Genomic DNA, 17542 nt, shown 5'->3' on the forward strand with positions numbered 1-17542 from the left:
CGATTACCACTCGACGTTGGCAGCGTCGCGCCCGTCCTTCGTGCGAATGCTGAGCTCGAGACCGTACAGCGCGGTCAGTTCGAGCAACTGCTTGAGCGACAGGCTTTCGGTGCGGATCGTTTCCAGCGACGACAGCCGCGATTGGCCGACGCCGATGCGTGCCGCCGCCTCGGCTTGCGTCAGCCCCTTGGCCTGACGCGCGGACGACAGGATTTCGCCCAGTTGAGCAGGGGTATTGACGATGAGATTCACGGCGCGGGTCCTCTATGCAATCCATGCAGTATATCTCTGACAGGCATAAACGCAAATTATCTCTGATACAAATAAACGCGAAATATCCCTGTCAGGAATATTTTCACACTACAGGGCGTGGCGGCCCCAGTCGTTGCGCGCACGCACCGCCCTATCGCCTCCTACCACCCCATAGTTTTTATTCGCTGGCGCCGATGATTTTGGCTTTGTCAGATAGATGACATCGAATCATCAAATGACAACGATCTAACAGCCCGATGACCTGCGCATTCGCCCACACCGTCGAATCCCGCTTTGCCGAGTTGACGCCGACCGCGAAACGCATCGCCAGCTACATGCTCGCGAACCTCGATCGGCTCGGCCTCGAAACCGCCGACCAGATCGCGCAGCAGACCGGCACCAGCGGCATTTCGGTCGGGCGTTTCCTGCGCAGCGTCGGTTACCGGAATCTCGACGATCTGAAACGCGAACTGCGCGGCGGCGGCGACCGCCCGTGGATGATCACCGACCGCCTCGACGAGTACCGCCGCGCCGCCGCCATGCCAACGACCGCCGACGCGCGCGACAGCGAGCGCAGCGCCGGCACGCTCGCCGCATCGCTCGACCGCGAACTCGACGCGATCCGCAACGTGTACCGGCTCGCCGAGGAACCGGTGTTCGCGCAGGTCGCGGACCGGATCGCGCATGCCGATGCCGTCTTCATCCTCGGCATCCAGTCGACGCGCGGCATCAGCAATGCGTTCAGCAGCTACCTCGAATACCTGCGCCCGCGCGTGTTCTATTCCGACGGCCAGTCGGGCTCGTACGTCGATTCGCTGAATTCCGAGTTCGAACGGCCGTACTGCATCGTCACCGATACGCGCGCCTATTCGCGCAGCGCGCGCCGCTATTGCCAGGCCGCCGCCGAGCGCGGCCAGCCGTTCGCGCTGGTCACCGATCTGTATTGCCCATGGGCGCGCGAATGGCCAGCGGATCTGCTGCAGGTGAAGACCGACGTCGGCCAGTTCTGGGATTCGCTCGCGCCGCTCACCTGCCTGTTCAACCTGCTGATCACCGCCGTGGTCGACCGCCTCGGTCCCGCGATCGACCGGCGCGTCGCGCGCAACCGCGAACTGCAGCGCACGTTCGACCAATTCGAATCCTGAGCGAACCGGACCGCCGATGAACCCGCACCGCCTCGTCGAAATCACGCCCGCCACGCATCGCGTCGAGATCGATCTCGTCTACGCGACCGAGCGCAACCTGACCGGCAAGCCGATCTACCGCCACGCGCACTGTCTGCTGCTCGAGCCGGCCGAAGCCGCGCTGCGCCGCGCGGTCGACGTCGCCGCGCAAGCCGGCTTCACGCTGCGCCTCTACGACGCATACCGGCCGCCGCAGGCGCAGCAGGTGCTGTGGGATTTCCTGCCCGACCCGAACTTCGTCGCCGATCTCGGCCGCGGGTCGAACCACAGCCGCGGCACCGCCATCGACCTGACGCTCGTCGACGCGAACGGCGCGCCGCTCGACATGGGCACCGGCTTCGACGAGATGGTGGCCGCATCGGGCCACTTTCACGCGGGGTTGCCCGAGCCCGTGCAACGCAACCGTCTGCTGCTGCTCGGCGTGATGCACGCGGCCGGCTTCGCGCACATCGACAGCGAATGGTGGCACTACGAGCTGCCGGGTTCGCACGCGCTGCCGCCGATCGACAATGCGGCGAGCGGCCCGTGGCGCCTGATGTGACGACGCCGCACGCCCCCTTTTTCATGCACGTTCACGTTCAACGACTCAAACGACAGATGGAGAAGCGCCCATGAAATTCCCGACCTCCCCGCTCGTCGCGGCGCTGGCCGCCGCGTCCCTGCTCGCCGCCGTTCCGTTTTCCGCCGCCCGCGCGGAAACGCCGAAAGACATGTTCGTGATGGCCACGCTGCTCGACGAATTCACGACGCTCGACCCCGGCGAGATCTACGAGCTGGTGCCGGAGGAATACGTCGCGAACACGTACGACCGGCTCGTGCGCGTCGACCTGCGCGATCCGTCGAAATTCAACGGCGACGTCGCGCAGTCGTGGACGGTGAGCCCGGACGGGCTGACCTATACGTTCAAGCTGCGCGCGGGCCTCAAGTTCCACTCGGGCAACCCGCTGACGGCCGACGACGTCGCGTGGTCGATCCAGCGCACGGTGCTGCTCGACAAGGGCCCGGCCGCGGTGCTGACCGGCATCGGGCTCACGAAGGCCAACGTCGCGGCGAACGTGAAGAAGCTGGACGACCAGACGGTGTCGATCACGACCGACCACAAATACGCGCCGACCTTCGTGCTCAACGTGCTCGGCTCGTGGCCCGCGTCGGTGCTCGACAAGAAGCTGCTGCTGTCGCACCAGCAGGGCAACGATTTCGGCAACGCGTGGCTGAAGACAAATGAGGCCGGCTCCGGCGGCTACAAGCTCGTCAAGTGGGCGGCCGGCGACAGCATCGTGCTGCAGCGCTTCGACGGCTACCGGCTGCCGCTCGCGATGAAGCGCATCGTGCTGCGTCACGTGCCCGAAGCCGCGAGCCAGCGCCTGCTGCTCGAAAACGGCGACGTCGACGCGGCGCGCGACCTGAGCCCCGACGATCTCGCGTCGGTCGTGAAATCCGGCAAGGCGAAAGTATCGGCCTCGCCGCAGGCGACGCTGCTGTATCTCGGCCTGAACACGAAGAACCCGACGCTCGCGAAGCCCGACGTGCAGGAAGCGCTGAAGTGGCTGGTCGACTATGCGGGCATCCAGTCCAACGTCGTGAAGACGACCTACAAGGTGCACCAGACCTTCCTGCCCGAAGGCTTCCTCGGCACGCTGAATTCGAACCCGTACAAGCTCGACGTCGCGAAGGCGAAGGCGCTGCTCGCGAAGGCCGGCGTGCCGAACGGTTTCTCGGTGACGATGGACGTGCGCAACGACTATCCGTACACCGAGATCGCGCAGGCCGTGCAGGCGAACTTCGCGCAGGCGGGCGTCAAGGTGCAGTTGATCCCCGGCGACAACAAGCAGACGCTCGCGAAATACCGCGCACGCCAGCACGACATCTACATCGGCGAATGGTCGGCCGACTACATCGATCCGCACAGCAACGCACAGGGTTTTGCATGGAATCCGGACAACGGCGACAAATCGAGCTATAAGATGCTGGCCTGGCGCAACAGCTGGGACATTCCGCAACTGACGAAGGAGACCGACGCCGCGCTCGCCGAGCCGACCGCCGCGCAACGCGCGCAGCGGTACCAGGCGATGCAGAAGGCGATGCTCGCGCGCTCGCCGTTCGTGATCATGTTCGAGAAAGTCGCGCAGGTCGCCACGCGGCCCGGCGTGAGCGGGCTCGAAGTCGGGCCGATCAACGATCTCGTGTCGTACCGCAACCTGAAGAAGCAATAAGAATCGCCGCATGTCGACTCCCGCCTCCTCCCTCGAAGCACTGCGCACGCTGCCCGCGCGGCGCCCGGCCGTACGCTGGGCGCTGCGCGTGGTGCGCTGGGCGCTCACGCTCGCCGTCACGTTCGCGGGGTTGCTCGCGCTGACGTTCGTGATCGGCCGCAAGGTGCCGATCGATCCCGTGCTCGCGATTCTCGGCGATCGCGCGTCCGCCGAAGCGTACGCGGCCGAGCGCATCGCACTCGGCCTCGACAAGCCGCTCGTCACGCAGTTCCTGATCTACGCGCGCGACGTGCTGCACGGCAATCTCGGCATGTCGCTGCTGACCGCGAACCCGGTGCTCGACGACATCAGGCGCGTGTTTCCGGCCACGCTCGAACTCGCGACGATCGCGACGTTGATCGGCATCGCGATCGGCGTGCCGCTCGGCGTCGCGGCCGCGGTGAAGCACAACCGCCCGATCGATCACATCGCGCGCTTCGTCGGGCTGATCGGCAATTCGGTGCCGGTGTTCTGGCTCGGGCTGATGGGGCTGCTGCTGTTCTATGCGCGGCTGCACTGGGTCGGCGGGCCCGGCCGGCTCGATCCCGTGTACGACGGAATGGTCGACCCGCGCACGGGCAGCCTGTTGCTCGACGCGGCGCTCGCCGGCGAGTGGGACGTGTTCCGCAACGCGGTGTCGCACATCGCGCTGCCGGCCGCGATCCTCGGCTACTACTCGGTCGCATACCTGAGCCGGATGACGCGCTCGTTCATGCTCGACCAGTTGAGCCAGGAATACATCGTCACCGCGCGCGCGAAGGGCCTCTCGGAGCGGCGCGTGATCTGGCGGCATGCGTTCGGCAACATCGCGGTGCCGCTGCTGACCGTGATCGCGCTCACGTACAGCAACCTGCTCGAAGGCTCGGTGCTGACCGAGATCGTGTTTGCGTGGCCGGGGCTCGGCTCATACCTGACCGGCGCGCTGCTGAACGCCGACATGAACGCGGTGCTCGGCGCGACGCTCGTGATCGGCGCGATGTTCATCACCGTCAACCTGCTGACCGATGCGCTGTACCGCGTGTTCGATCCGCGTGCACGCTAAAGGACCGCCCCGACATGACCGCTTTCACCCCGCTTTTTTCATCGCCGATGCCGAAGGTCGTCCAATCATGAATGCCGAGCGTCTCACATTGCGCGCGTGGCTGCTGTCCGATGCGCCCGCGTCGCGCTCGCAAGCCGCGTTCGGCCTCGCGTACCGCCGCTGGCGCCGGTTCGCCACGAATCCGCTCAACCTGTTCGGGCTCGCGATCCTGGTCGCGCTGATCGTCGTCGCTATCGTCGGCCCGCTGATCATGCCGCACGATCCGCTGCGCCAGGTGCTGTCCGACCGGCTGCTGCCGCCCGGCTCCGCATCGCACTGGCTCGGCACCGACCAGCTCGGCCGGGACATCCTGTCGCGGCTGATCGCCGGGTCGCGCCTGACGCTCGGCATCGCGCTGCTCGTCGTCGTGATCGTCGTGCCGATCGGCCTGTTGATCGGCACGACGGCCGGCTATTGCGGCGGCTTCGTCGACAGCGTGCTGATGCGCATCACCGACATCGCGCTCGCGTTCCCGAAGATCGTGCTCGCGCTCGCGTTCGCGGCCGCCCTCGGGCCCGGCGTGATCAACGCGGTCGTCGCGATCTCGATCACCGCGTGGCCGGCCTACGCGCGGCTCGCGCGCGCGGAGACGATCCGCATCGCGCAGGCCGACTACATCCACGCGGCGCGACTGCAAGGCGCGTCGGGCCCGCGCATCCTGCTGCGCTACATCATGCCGCTGTGCATGTCGTCGGTGATCGTGCGCGCGACGCTCGACATGGCCGGCATCATCCTGACCGTCGCGGGCCTCGGCTTTCTCGGCCTCGGCGCGCAGCCGCCGAGCCCCGAGTGGGGCTTCATGGTCGCGTCGGGCCGCAACGTGCTGCTCGACGCATGGTGGGTCGCGACGCTGCCCGGCATCGCGATCCTGCTCGTGAGCCTCGCGTTCAACCTGCTCGGCGACGGGCTGCGCGACGTCTTCGATCCGCGTCATGGAGCGTGACATGCCAATGAATTCCACCGCCGCGCCGGCCGCACCGCTCTGCGAGATCGACGGCCTGAAGATCGGCTTTCGCGGCCACGACGGCGTCGTCACCGACGCGGTGCGCGACCTGTCGCTGACGCTTGCGCCCGGCGAACGGCTCGGCATCGTCGGTGAATCGGGCTCCGGCAAGTCGCTGACCGGCCGCGCGCTGCTCGGCCTGCTGCCCGACGCCGCACGCTGCTCGGCCCGCACGATGCGCTTCGCGGGCCACGACCTGCTCGCGATGTCGCCGCGCGAACGCCGGCGCCTGTGCGGCAGCCAGATGGGGATGATCCTGCAGGATCCGAAGTATTCGCTGAACCCGGTGATGACGGTCGCGAAGCAGATGGGCGAAGCGTTCCGGCGGCACGAGCCGAACCTGCGCGGCCGCGCGCTGCGCGAGCGGATCGTCGACGCGCTCGCGGCCGTGCAGATCCGCGACCCGGCGCGCGTCGCCGATGCGTATCCGCACGAGCTGTCCGGCGGCATGGGCCAGCGCGTGATGATCGCGATGATGGTGTCGACCGGCCCGCGCCTGCTGATCGCCGACGAGCCGACCTCCGCACTCGACGTCGCGGTGTCGATGCAGGTGCTCGCGGTGCTCGACGCGATGATCGCGCGGCACGGCACGGGCCTGATGTTCATCAGCCACGACCTGCCGCTCGTGATGTCGTTCTGCGATCGCGTCGCGGTGATGTATGCCGGCCGCGTGGTCGAGACCTGCGCCGCGCGCGACCTGCGCGACGCATCTCATCCCTATACGCGCGGGCTGCTCGCGGCGAACCCGCCGCTCGCGAACCCGCCCGATGAATTGCCGGTGTTGCAGCGCGATCCGGCGTGGCTCGACGCCGCTGCGCCCGCGCCGACCGCTCATGTACCGCAAGAGGCCGCACGATGATCGACGTCGATCACGCATCGATCCGTTTTCCGACCCGCACGGGCCATGTCGACGCCGTGCGCGACGCGAGCTTCGCGGTGCGCGACGGCGAAGTGTTCGGGCTCGTCGGCGAATCGGGTTCCGGCAAGTCGACGCTGCTGCGCGCGCTGACGGGTCTCGTGCCGCTCGCGTCCGGCAGCCTGTCGATCGACGGACGGCCGGTGGGCGGCACGCCCGATCGTGCGTTTCGCCGTTACGTGCAGATGGTGTTCCAGGATCCGTACGCGTCGCTGCATCCGCGCTTCACGGTCGACCAGACGCTGCGCGAGCCGCTGTCGATCCACGGCATCGACGAACCCGACGCACGCATCGCCCGCGCATTGTCCGAAGTCGGGCTCGGCCCGGCGTTCCGCTTCCGCTATCCGCACCAGTTGTCGGGCGGCCAGCGCCAGCGTGTCGCGATCGCGCGCGCGCTGATCGTCGAGCCGCGCGTGCTGCTGCTCGACGAACCGACCTCCGCGCTCGACGTGTCGGTACAGGCCGAGATCCTGAACCTGCTGCGCCGCCTGCATCGCGAGCGCAACCTGACGATGATCCTCGTGAGCCACAACCTCGCGGTGATCGGCTTCCTGTGCCAGCGGGTCGCGGTGATGCAGCATGGCGAGATCGTCGAGCAGCTCCGGATCGAGGACGTGCGCGCCGGGCAGGTGGCGCGCGACTACACGCGCACGCTGCTGAACGCGACCGAAGGCTACCGCCGTCTGGACCCGGCGATCGACGCGCCGGCGGCCTGACGCGCGGCGCTCGGCGAAAGTACGACCCTGCGCGCGTCGCATGACATGACCCGAACGCGACGCGATAGGCCGGCCGCCGTCATGCTCCGTCGGCCGGTCATTCCAGTTCCAGCCCGCTTCGAATAGCGCGACCGCCGGAAATCGGCCCCTCGACCGATTTCCGGCATCGGCATGCCCGCCCACGCGAGCGCCTCCTGCCGGCCCCCACGTCCCTCCGCCCGCCTGCCGGCTTCTTCAAAAATTAGTACGTGTACTAGAAGAAATCCTAATCCATTCGTACCAGTCAAATTACAAAATCCTTACGCAAATCGCATAATTTCATCCGAAACGCGCCATTCTGAGATTTAAATTCAACCCGCGCTTTCGAAAACCGACGTTTATTTGGAGATTTAAATATGCGAATCATCAAGCGCAGCGCAATCCCGTTCCTGCTCGCCGTCGCGAGCGCAGCCGGTTCGTCCGCGGCCTACGCGGCGGACGGCACCGTCAACTTCTACGGCAACGTCATCGCGTCGACATGCAGCGTCGAGGGCGGTTCGGATCTCTCCGTCCCGCTGCCGCCGGTCAGCACCACCGCGCTCGCCGATGTCGGCTCCGTCGCCGGTCGCAGCGCGTTCTCGCTGGCGCTCAAGGGCTGCGCGGTCGGCGATGGCAACCCGGTGAAGGTCGGCGTCATGTTCGAAAACGGCACGAACGTCGATCAGTCGAGCGGCCGACTGACGATCGACACGGGCGCCAAGGCCGCCGAAGGCGTCCAGATCAACGTGCTGGATTCGCAGCAGAAGCTGATTCCGGTCGGCGCGCAAACCGGCGCGAGCACCGAGATGGCCACCATCGATGCCGACGGCAAGGCGAAGCTGAACTACTTCGCCGAATACTACGCCTCGGGCGCCGTGAAGGCCGGCGACGTCAAGTCGCGTGTCGAGTACTCGCTGATCTACCAGTAAGGACGAGACATGGAGGTCGCCGCTCCGGCGATCTCCATGCGTCACGCCGTGCGGCGCGGAAACCGCCGCATCCGCCTACTCCCTGCCCCAACGATCCGAGTCCGCACGCCCATGAAACTGTCGAAGCTCCTCCGTACGCTGGCCCTCGCCGTCACCGCATTCGCGTCGCAAGCCGATGCGAGCGTCGTGATCGCCGGCACGCGCGTCATCTTCCCGTCCAGCGAGCGCGAAGTCACGATCCAGCTCACGAACGACAGCAAGCGACCGGCGCTGGTGCAGGCGTGGCTCGACGACGGCGACAGCCGCGCGCTGCCCGAGAACATCGACGTGCCGTTCACGCTGACGCCGTCGATCTTCCGGATGGAAGCCGGCAACGGCCAGGCGCTGCGTCTCGTGCATACCGGCGAACCGCTTCCTGCCGATCGGGAATCGCTGTTCTGGCTGAACGTGCTCGAAGTGCCGCCGAAGGCGTCCGCGGCAGAGGATCGCAACCGCATCCAACTGGCGTTCCGCTCACGCATCAAGATCATGTATCGCCCCGCCGGGCTGGCCGGCAATGTGGACGACGCACCGATGCAGCTCGACTGGCGCGTGGTTCGCATCGACGGAGGCTATGCGCTCGAGGCAAGCAATCCGACACCGTTCGTCGTCAATTTCGGCAACGTGCTGCTGAAGTCGGCCGGACGCAAACACGACGCCGGCATGGGTTACGTGCTGCCGCGCAGCACGCAACGGTTCCCGATCAAGGAACTCGCCGGCGCGCCCGCCGTGGGCGCAACGGTCGAATTCGGCAGCATCAACGACTGGGGCCGGGCAACCGACATCGAACGTCCGGTCGGCATCGCACCGTAACTCGACCGAGGCCCTCGACACGCACCAACGGCACGTGCCGGCCGCTTCACCACTTTTCTTCCACCGTCGTTTCGGCCGTCCCGACGACCGGCACGCCCCCCCCCGAACTTGCCATGCGCCGCCGCAGCGCTGTGTCGCGCAACGCGCACGCCTGTGCGCCTGCACCCGCCGAACGCGCCCGCTCGATCCGAAACTTTGTGGAGTACTACGCATGACCCCGACTCGACCGCCGTGCCACGGCGCGGCCGACATGCCACGCGTCAAGCCGATCCATCTGCTGGTGGCGGCCTGCGTCGCCGCGTGGTCCGCCGATGGCCGCGCGACGACACCGGCTGCCGCGGAAGGCACGCTCGCGCAAGTCGAGTTCGACGGCGCGTTCATGCAGAATCGCCTAGGCAGGGATTTCGACGTGTCGCGCTTCGCCCGGCGCAACGTGACGGCCCCCGGGGTGTATACCGCCGACGTGCATGTCGGTCCCGACTGGATCGGCCGCTACGACGTGCGCTTCGTGGCCGCGCCGGATTCGGGCGACGCGCGTCCGTGCTTCGACCGCACGCTGCTCGAGCGCGTCGGCGTCGATTTCGGCAAGCTCGCGCCGGACGTCGTCGCGCGACTGGACGGCGACGACGCCTGCCTGCGACTCGACGAAGTCGTGCCAGGCGCCAGCGCCGCATTCGACTTCACGCGACAGACGCTGCGGCTGTCGATCCCGCAGGCATCGCTCGCGCGCAAGGCACGCGGCTACGTGAGCCCCGATCAATGGACCTCCGGCGAAACCGTCGGCCTGCTCGGCTACAACTTCAACCTCTACACGTCGAAGGCCAGCGGCCACACCGCGCAAACGCAAGGCTATCTCGGCCTGAACGGCGGCGTGAACATCGGCACCTGGCGCTTTCGCCACGAAGGGTCCTATTCCTGGTCGTCGCGCGGCGAGAGCCGGTACCAGGGCCTCGCGACCTATCTGCAACGCGACTTGCCGTCGCTGTCGTCGCAGCTCGTCATCGGCGAAAGCTACACGTCGGGCGAGCTGTTCGACTCGACGCAATTCCGCGGCGTGCGCCTGTCGACCGACGACCGGATGCTGCCCGACTCGCTGCGCGGCTACGCGCCGGTGGTGCGCGGCATCGCGAACAGCAACGCGAAGGTGACGATTCGCCAGAACGACGTGACGATCTACGAGACGACGGTCGCGCCCGGCAATTTCGAAATCGACGACCTGTACCCGACCGGATATGGCGGCGACCTGCAGGTATCGGTCGAGGAGGCCGACGGCTCCGTGCACTCGTTCTCGGTGCCTTATGCCGCCGTGCCGATGTCGCTGCGGCCGGGCATCGGCCGCTACAGCTTCGTCGCCGGCACGCTGCGCAATCCTCATGGCTCGAGCCAGCCGCTGTTCACGCAGGTCACGTACCAGCGCGGCCTGACCAACCTGCTGACCGCCTATGGCGGCGTCACACTCGCCGGCGGCTACGTGTCGGCGATGCTGGGCGGTGCGTTCAACACGACGTTCGGCGCGTTCGGCGCGGACGTCACGCATGCGCTCACCACGATCCCCGGCGCGAAGCGCTACAGCGGTTCGAGCGTGCGCGTCAGCTATGCGAAGTCGGTCGACTCGACCGGCACCGACATCGCGCTCGCCGCGTATCGCTATTCGACGGACGGCTATTTCGGCCTCAATGACGCGATGCAGGCGCGCGATGCCGCGCGCGACGGCCGTTCGGCCCAGTCGGTCTGGCGCCAGCGCCATCGCGCGTCGCTGGCGCTCACGCAGCGTCTCGGCACGACCGGTGGACGCATCAATGCGACGGCATCGGCCGTCAACTACTGGAACCGCCCCGGCTCGGACGTCAATTATTCGGTCGGCTATACGAACCAGTTCCGCAACGTGTCCTACAGCCTGACGGCCACGCGGCAGCGCAATGCCGGCGGCGACATGAGCACGCTCTATTACGCCAGCGTCACGATCCCGTTCGGTCGCGAGCGCCCGATGACCGTCTCGGGCAACGTGTCGCGCGACACGCTCGGCCGCACCCGGCTGCAGTCGACGCTGTCCGGATCGGTCGGTGACGACCACGCGCTGTCGTACAGCGTCAGCGCGAACCACGCGTCCGGAACGAATTCGACCACGGACGGCAGCGCCAACGTCACATACCGCACGCGCCTGGCGGAAGTCAGCGCCAGCGCGGGCGCGAGCACGGAGTTCCAGCAAGGCTCGCTCGGCGTACGCGGCGCGCTCGTCGTGCACCGCGGCGGCATCACGTTCTCGCAGCCGGTATCCGAAACGTTCGCGATCGTCGAGGCGCCGGGTGCGGCCGGCGCGCGCATCACGAACGCGGCGGGCGTCAAGGTCGACGGCAACGGCTACGCGGTCGTGCCGTACCTGACGCCATACAGCCTCAATACGGTCGCGCTCGATCCGAAGGGCATCTCGATGGATGTCGAGTTGAAGGAAACCAGCCGGCAGATCGCACCGCGCGCCGGCGCGGTGCCGCTCATCCGGTTTGCAACCGACACCGGCCGCGCCGCGCTCGTTCAGGCGCGCCAGGCCGACGGCACGCCGCTGCCGTTCGGCGCCGCCGTGCACGACGAGACCGGCAAGGAAGTCGGCGTCGTCGGCCAGGCGAGCAAGATCTTCGCGCGCGGACTCAACGACAGCGGCTCGCTGACCGTGCGGTGGGGCGCCGATTCCGGCTCGATCTGCCGGATCGCGTACGACCTGCCGGTCGCAAAACACCACCGGCAAGCGCCGGGCATCCAGACCGTGACGAGCATGTGCCGCCCCGATTCGACGACCGCCGACACTCAGTAAGGAATCCCTATGTCCCACTTTCGCCAATCGCCCGCGTTGACCCGAGTCACGATCCCGGCAGGCATGGCGCGCACGCGCGACGCGCGCGCCGACATTACCCGACGCGCATCCCGCATGGTCGCGGCCGCCGCGACGCTTCTCCTTGCATGCGCGGCATTCGCGACCGACGCGGCCGCCCTCAATGCGTTCGGGCAGGCAACCCTTTCCAGCCCCGGGAACGCCACGCCCGGCACCGTCGTCGCCCGTCATTACTTCACGCCGCAGGACGTTTGCGGCAAGAGCACCTGCCAGATCACGAGCATCGCGATGTATCCCAAAGGAAGCGTGTGGGCGTCCGACGGCCCCGACCTGGAAACCAACGTGTCAGGCCTGTCGACACGCATGATCGTCGATGGTAACGTCGCCGTCGCGTCGACGAAGACGACACTGCGCAACACGCTCGAAATCACGCTGTTTCGCGACAGCCGGCCGCCGCAGGACGGGTCGCTCAATTCGGGCTTGGCCAGCGCCTATTACACGATCTACTACAAGTCCGGCCTCCTCGGCGGGTCGAACCCGGTCAACCTGGCCGCCAAGGTCAGCTTCATCAACGGAACGTGCTCGATTCCCGACCAGACCGTCACGCTACCGCCCGTGCAGCATCGCGAATTCAACGGCGTCGGTTCGACCGCCGGCGCGACGGATTTTCAGGTGCAGTTGAACAACTGCCCGGCCGGTTACAACCGGATCGGCTACCAGTTGGCCCCGCTGGACGACGTGGTCGCCGACACACCCGGCGGGATGCAGTTGCGCCCGGATGCCACGGCCATCGGCGTCGGGATCCAGATCGCCGACGCCACGACGGGCCAGCCGCTGGTGCTGCGAAAATCGCACACCGTGACGAACTACAACCAGGCCACCGGCGGATCGCCTTCGATTCGGCTCCGCGCGTCCTACCTGCAAACGGGTGCGAAAGTCGGCGGCGGTTCGGTTCATGCCGCGGCGCAGGTTCTGCTCGACTATCAATGAATGACGCGCAATGAACGACGCGCGGCCGCGGCGGCCCTGACATCCGCGCGACGCGGCGACGTGCGATACTCGGCACGCCGCGCGCCGGTTCGCCGCCGCAGGGAACCCCGGCGCGCCGCGCGAGTCCATTTCCTTTCGTCAACAGCTCAACAGCAATAGGGAGGCGTTCATGCTGCAATTCATCGAAACCCTGGTCGTCGGGCTCATCGTCGGCCTCCTCGCCCGCGCACTGAAGCCCGGCGACGACAAGATGGGCATCCTGATGACGGTCGTGCTCGGCGTCGTCGGCTCGCTCGTCGCCGGCTACATCGGCCGCGCCGCGGGCTGGTATGCGCCGGGCCAGGGCGCAGGCTGGATCGCATCGATCATCGGCGCGATCGTGCTGCTCGTCGTCGTGGGTGCGGTGCGCAAACGCGCAAGCTGACCTCAGCGTCGTTCACTCCGACGCAAACGGCCGCTCGTCACACACGAGCGGCCGTTTTCCTTTGGCGAATCGTCATCCTGGGGATTGGACGAATCGTTGAGCCCTCAACGATTTATCTGCAAATCCCGCATCCATTGGCACGCTTCCCCCGAGCCTACGTCATCGGCAATACCCCGACTTGCGGCCGCTCAATTTTGAGATAAATTGATTGAAGGAACACGGCGTCGTTTGCTCGTCGTCGTTATTTCCGGTTTCTCACTCAAGAGGTTCGATGAAATTGCCGTTTACGCATACAGCACCGCAGCGTTGACGGACTGCCATTCGAGCGGCCTCGCTGCGACGCGCTTCCTCTCTGGAGCCTGTCATGAAGCATCGTTCGTTTGCCGCCTCGTTTGCCCTGGCTGCCTCGCTTCTGGCCTCGACCTCGTCATTTGCCGCCGGCACGGGCGGCATCATCCACTTCACCGGCATGATCGTCGAGCCGCCCTGCTCGTTCGCGCTCGACACGGCCAACGCCGCGCATGCGCAGGTGCGGCCCGACTGCCCGCGCCCGGCGAGCGGACATGTCGCGTTCGTCGACGCGGCCAGCCTGCGCACGATCAAGACCACGACCTTTACGCAGGCCTCCCGCGCAATCGTTTTACCTGACCGTCCGGGCAACGCGCGCGCGCCGATGATCGCCGTCGTGACTTACCAGTAGAAGCCACCGCTGGAACCGCCGCGCGTCAGTCGCGGTGGCGCGCGATCCAGTCGCTGAACGCGCGGATCTTCTGCTGGCTGCCGAGGTTTTCGGGATAGACGAAGAAGTAGCGTGCGCCCGTTTCGAGCACGATGTCGAACGGCCGTTCGAGCCGGCGCGCGCTGACGTCGTCGTCGACGAGCGTCACGTCGCCGATCGCGACGCCGAAGCCCTGCATCGCCGCGTTCGTCGCGAGATCGAGCGTGTCGAACGTCGGCCCGCGCGCGGGATCGACGCCACGCTCGCCCGCATGGTCGAGCCAGGCTCGCCAGTCGCGGTGGTCGCGCGTCGGATGCAGCAGCGTATGGCGCGCGAGATCGCCGACCGCGGCGAGCGGCGACGCCTGCCGCAACTCGGGCGCGCAAACGGGCGTGAGCCGCTCGTCGAACAGCGGCAGCGCGACGACGCCCGGGCCCGGCGACGTCCCGTAGACGATCGCCGCATCGAACGGCTCGCTCGAGAAATCGACGACGTGCTGCCACGCGGTCGTGATCTGCACGTGGAGATCGGGATGTTCGCCCTGGAAGCGCATGATGCGCGGCAGCATCCAGCGCATCACGCAGGTCGGCACCTTCAGCGCGAGATCGGTGCGCTGCCGCGTGAGCTTCATCGAGATGTCCTCGATCCGCGCGAAGCTCTCGTCGACCACCGGCAACAACTGCTCGCCCTCGGCCGTCAGCGTGAGGCCCTTAGCATGCCGCCTGAACAGCGGAAAACCGTAATGCGCCTCGAGCGTCTGGATCTGCCGGCTCACCGCGCCCTGCGTGATGCACAGCTGCTCGGCCGCGCGCGTGAAGCTGCGGTGGCGAGCCACCGTCGAGAAGATCTGCAGCGCGTGCAGAGGCGGAAGTCGGCGCATGGCGAACGGGAAACGGGAACGGAAAACGACGCGGAAGGACCGCGCGCCGACGCCGGCGCGCGCTGACCGACACGATAAGCCAAACGCCGGCTTCGCGCGAGACGCCGGGGACTCAGGCCGTCGCGGCGAGCGCGCCCGCCGCGATGCGCGCCGCCGATGCAACGACGTCCGCGCGCGCCGCGGCATCGGCCTGCGGCTGCGTGAACGATACGGCCATCACGATCGGCGCGCGCGACGGCGGCCACAGCACCGCGATGTCGGTCGTCGTGCCGAAGCCGCCGGTACCGGCCTTGTCGGCGACACGCCAGCCGGGCGGCACGCCCGCCGCGATGCCGGTCGCGCCGCGTGCGCCGCCGACCATCCATTCGGTCAGTTGCGCGCGCTGCGGTTCGCGCAGCGTGTCGCCGAGCAACAGCCGCTGCAGCGTGTCGACCATCGCGACCGGCGTCGACGTGTCGCGCTCGTCGCCGGGCGCCGCCTTGTTGAGTTCGGGTTCCCAATGATCGAGACGGAAGGTGGTGTCGCCGCTTTCGCGCGCGAACGCCGTGACGGCCTGCGGGCCGCCGAGTACGCCCATCAGCAGGTTGCCCGCGCCCTTGTCGCCCGACTGCAGCATCGCCGCGCACAGCTGCGCGATCGTCATGCCGGTGTCGACGTGGCTCTCCGTAATCGGCGAGCCGGACACGATTTCGTAGCGGCGATACAGGATGCGGCGCGGCAGCAGCGATGCGTCGAGCGAGCCGCGCGCGAGCATCGCGGCAGCGGCCATGACCGCATACGTGCCGCACAGCGGGAAGCGCTCGCGCGCATGGTGCGCGATGCGCACGCCGTTCGATGTATCGAGCGCGGCGACGCCGAGCCGCCCGTTCGAGGCTTTTTCGAGCGCGGCGAGTTCGGCGTGCGCGGTATGGGCGCGCCCCTGGTCGGCGACCGGCGCGGACGTGCACGCGGCAACGAACGGCGCGGCAACGGCGGCAAGCAACAGCGAGCGGCGTGTCGGAGAGTGTTCCATGAATGAGGTCTGTGCTGTCGGAAACGGTGGCGCGAAGCGACACGGTCGCGCGTCGGCGACGCGCGACCGTTCACGCCGACGGCCGGCCCGCGACGGCATTCGCCGCGCATCCCCGAAAGACGCCCGTCGGCCCCGCGATAGCGGGATTCGCATGAACAAACCTTAGCGTAGCAGCGACCGCCGCCGCGTTCCAGCGAAACGGCCCGACTTCACCCTTGCGACGAAGGCAGGTACGGCATCGGATTCACCGGCTTGCCGTCGCGTCGCACCTCGAACAGCAACGCGACGCGCGAGTTGTCGAGGTCGCCCATCTCGGCGATCGCATCGCCCTGATGCACGATGTCGCCCGTCTTCACGAGCAGCTTGCGGTTGTGCGCATAGGCGGTCAGGAAATCCGCGTTGTGCTGGACGATAATCAGGCTGCCGTAATCGTTCAGGCCGGTGCCCGCGTACATCACGCGCCCATCTGCCGCGGCGCGGACCGGGTCGCCCGGCCGGCCGGCAATCTGGATGCCGCGGTTCTGCCCGGGCCGGAACCCTTCGACGATCTTGCCGGTCGCCGGCCACTTGAGCGCGACACCGCCCGCATGACGCTTCGTTTCCTTGACGACCTGACGGTCGTTCGCGGTCGACGCGCTGGCCGGCGACGTGGCCTGCGCAGTTCCCTGATTACCCGCCGCGCCATTGCTCGCGACGACCTGCGTGCCGGCCGCGCCCGCGGGCGGCAGCGGCTGCTGCTTGACGATCCGCAGCACCTGCCCCATGCGCAGCCTGCCGTTCGCGGCCAGCTTGTTCCAGGTGCGCAAGTCGGCCACGCTGCAATCGTTCGCGGTGGCGATGCCCGTCAGCGTGTCGCCGCGTTTCACGATATATTTCCGCGCGACGAGAATCGGCGCGGCCGGCATCGGCGCGGCCGGCGGCGCCGCGGCGGACGAGCTCGAATCAGAGGGCTGCGCCGCCAGCGTGTCGCTCGGCGGAACGGACTGCGTATTTGCACAACCGGCCATGACGAGCACGGCGGCCAGGCCCGACAGCCACGCCGCCTTGCGGTGAATCTCGCGCGTTTTCATGGACGATCCGACTCCGGTTTGACAATCTTTCAAGCATCTCAAAAACGGAACGGCCGACGTGTAACCGGATGCAAACAATGATGACAAACGATCACGGACCGGATGCCGGCCGGCATTCGCTACCGGTAATACGGTCCGATCCGGAAAAACTTGATGGTCTGGGCGCAGAAAAACGGAAGAATTTTCGTCGCAAAAAACTATGGTTCATTTGTTTCGATAGTCGCGCGACGACATTCATCGCAACCATGCGACGAATTCGGCACCGGCCCACGCGACGCCGATACACAGGAACAGCAGATGCAGCGCGATCTTGAACGACACGCCCCACGACGAATCGATCTGCATGACGGGCTCCGCGGTTGATGTGTGTCCATGATCGGGCGTCGATCGCGCCCCGAAAATGCGGAAGCGGCGAACC

General features: G+C 67.2%; 17 protein-coding genes. 13 read left to right on the forward strand and 4 right to left on the reverse strand.

Translation table 11 applies throughout. The annotated features are described in order from the left end of the window. Positions 1-3 precede the first annotated feature (3 nt). Positions 4-252: a helix-turn-helix transcriptional regulator gene (locus tag GJG85_RS19855; RefSeq protein ID WP_050012821.1), complete on the reverse strand. Its 249-nt coding sequence runs from the start codon at positions 250-252 to the stop codon at positions 4-6. Between the two features lie 257 nt (positions 253-509). On the opposite strand from GJG85_RS19855, the gene GJG85_RS19860 reads away from it, so the two are divergent. The 13 genes from GJG85_RS19860 to GJG85_RS19920 all read left to right on the forward strand — a co-directional run bounded on the left by GJG85_RS19860 (position 510) and on the right by GJG85_RS19920 (position 14144). Further along, positions 510-1397, forward strand: a complete 888-nt coding sequence (locus tag GJG85_RS19860) for a MurR/RpiR family transcriptional regulator (protein ID WP_204384298.1) — start codon at positions 510-512, stop codon at positions 1395-1397. A 16-nt stretch (positions 1398-1413) separates the two neighbouring features. Then, complete coding sequence (ddpX, locus tag GJG85_RS19865; protein ID WP_124554973.1) at positions 1414-1977, forward strand: D-alanyl-D-alanine dipeptidase; 564 nt, start codon at positions 1414-1416, stop codon at positions 1975-1977. A gap of 70 nt (positions 1978-2047) precedes the next feature. Continuing rightward, complete coding sequence (locus GJG85_RS19870; protein ID WP_050012824.1) at positions 2048-3649, forward strand: ABC transporter substrate-binding protein; 1602 nt, start codon at positions 2048-2050, stop codon at positions 3647-3649. A gap of 10 nt (positions 3650-3659) precedes the next feature. After that, positions 3660-4730 carry an ABC transporter permease gene (locus tag GJG85_RS19875; RefSeq protein ID WP_050012825.1) on the forward strand — a complete coding sequence of 357 codons (1071 nt, stop codon included), beginning with the start codon at positions 3660-3662 and terminating at the stop codon, positions 4728-4730. A gap of 67 nt (positions 4731-4797) precedes the next feature. Beyond that, entirely contained in the window at positions 4798-5712 is a 915-nt protein-coding gene (nikC, locus tag GJG85_RS19880) for a nickel transporter permease (protein WP_050012826.1), read from the forward strand. A gap of 1 nt (position 5713) precedes the next feature. After that, positions 5714-6631 carry an ABC transporter ATP-binding protein gene (locus GJG85_RS19885; RefSeq protein ID WP_089489449.1) on the forward strand — a complete coding sequence of 306 codons (918 nt, stop codon included), beginning with the start codon at positions 5714-5716 and terminating at the stop codon, positions 6629-6631. After that, entirely contained in the window at positions 6628-7404 is a 777-nt protein-coding gene (locus tag GJG85_RS19890) for an ABC transporter ATP-binding protein (protein ID WP_089489450.1), read from the forward strand. The genes GJG85_RS19885 and GJG85_RS19890 overlap by 4 nt, the downstream gene beginning before the upstream one ends. Before the next feature lie 395 nt (positions 7405-7799). Beyond that, complete coding sequence (locus tag GJG85_RS19895) at positions 7800-8351, forward strand: fimbrial protein (RefSeq protein WP_089489451.1); 552 nt, start codon at positions 7800-7802, stop codon at positions 8349-8351. 111 nt (positions 8352-8462) lie between these two features. After that, positions 8463-9203 carry a fimbria/pilus periplasmic chaperone gene (locus GJG85_RS19900; protein ID WP_089489452.1) on the forward strand — a complete coding sequence of 247 codons (741 nt, stop codon included), beginning with the start codon at positions 8463-8465 and terminating at the stop codon, positions 9201-9203. A gap of 211 nt (positions 9204-9414) precedes the next feature. Next, positions 9415-12012, forward strand: a complete 2598-nt coding sequence (locus GJG85_RS19905) for a fimbria/pilus outer membrane usher protein (protein WP_204384299.1) — start codon at positions 9415-9417, stop codon at positions 12010-12012. Between the two features lie 63 nt (positions 12013-12075). Continuing rightward, on the forward strand, positions 12076-13020 hold the full coding sequence (locus GJG85_RS19910; protein WP_235356180.1) for a fimbrial protein: 945 nt from the start codon (positions 12076-12078) through the stop codon (positions 13018-13020). A 169-nt stretch (positions 13021-13189) separates the two neighbouring features. Beyond that, complete coding sequence (locus tag GJG85_RS19915) at positions 13190-13444, forward strand: GlsB/YeaQ/YmgE family stress response membrane protein (protein WP_050012833.1); 255 nt, start codon at positions 13190-13192, stop codon at positions 13442-13444. Between the two features lie 364 nt (positions 13445-13808). Continuing rightward, positions 13809-14144 (forward strand): type 1 fimbrial protein, encoded by a 336-nt coding sequence (locus GJG85_RS19920; RefSeq protein WP_204384300.1) that lies wholly within the window; start codon positions 13809-13811, stop codon positions 14142-14144. Positions 14145-14169: 25 nt separating this feature from the next. Here the strand turns inward: GJG85_RS19920 and GJG85_RS19925 are convergent, their stop codons facing one another. The 3 genes from GJG85_RS19925 to GJG85_RS19935 form a co-directional block, all read right to left on the reverse strand. Continuing rightward, positions 14170-15042: a LysR substrate-binding domain-containing protein gene (locus GJG85_RS19925; RefSeq protein ID WP_050012835.1), complete on the reverse strand. Its 873-nt coding sequence runs from the start codon at positions 15040-15042 to the stop codon at positions 14170-14172. 112 nt (positions 15043-15154) lie between these two features. Beyond that, positions 15155-16054, reverse strand: coding sequence for a class A beta-lactamase (bla, locus tag GJG85_RS19930; protein WP_124653227.1), 900 nt, complete (start codon positions 16052-16054; stop codon positions 15155-15157). 209 nt (positions 16055-16263) lie between these two features. After that, the gene (locus GJG85_RS19935) at positions 16264-17124 is read right to left on the reverse strand and encodes a peptidoglycan DD-metalloendopeptidase family protein (protein WP_089489455.1); all 861 of its coding nucleotides are present in this window, start codon (positions 17122-17124) and stop codon (positions 16264-16266) included. Positions 17125-17542: the final 418 nt, after the last annotated feature.

It is taken from the genome of Burkholderia sp. MS389, from assembly GCF_016899425.1.
Classification (GTDB): Bacteria; Pseudomonadota; Gammaproteobacteria; order Burkholderiales; family Burkholderiaceae; genus Burkholderia; species Burkholderia sola.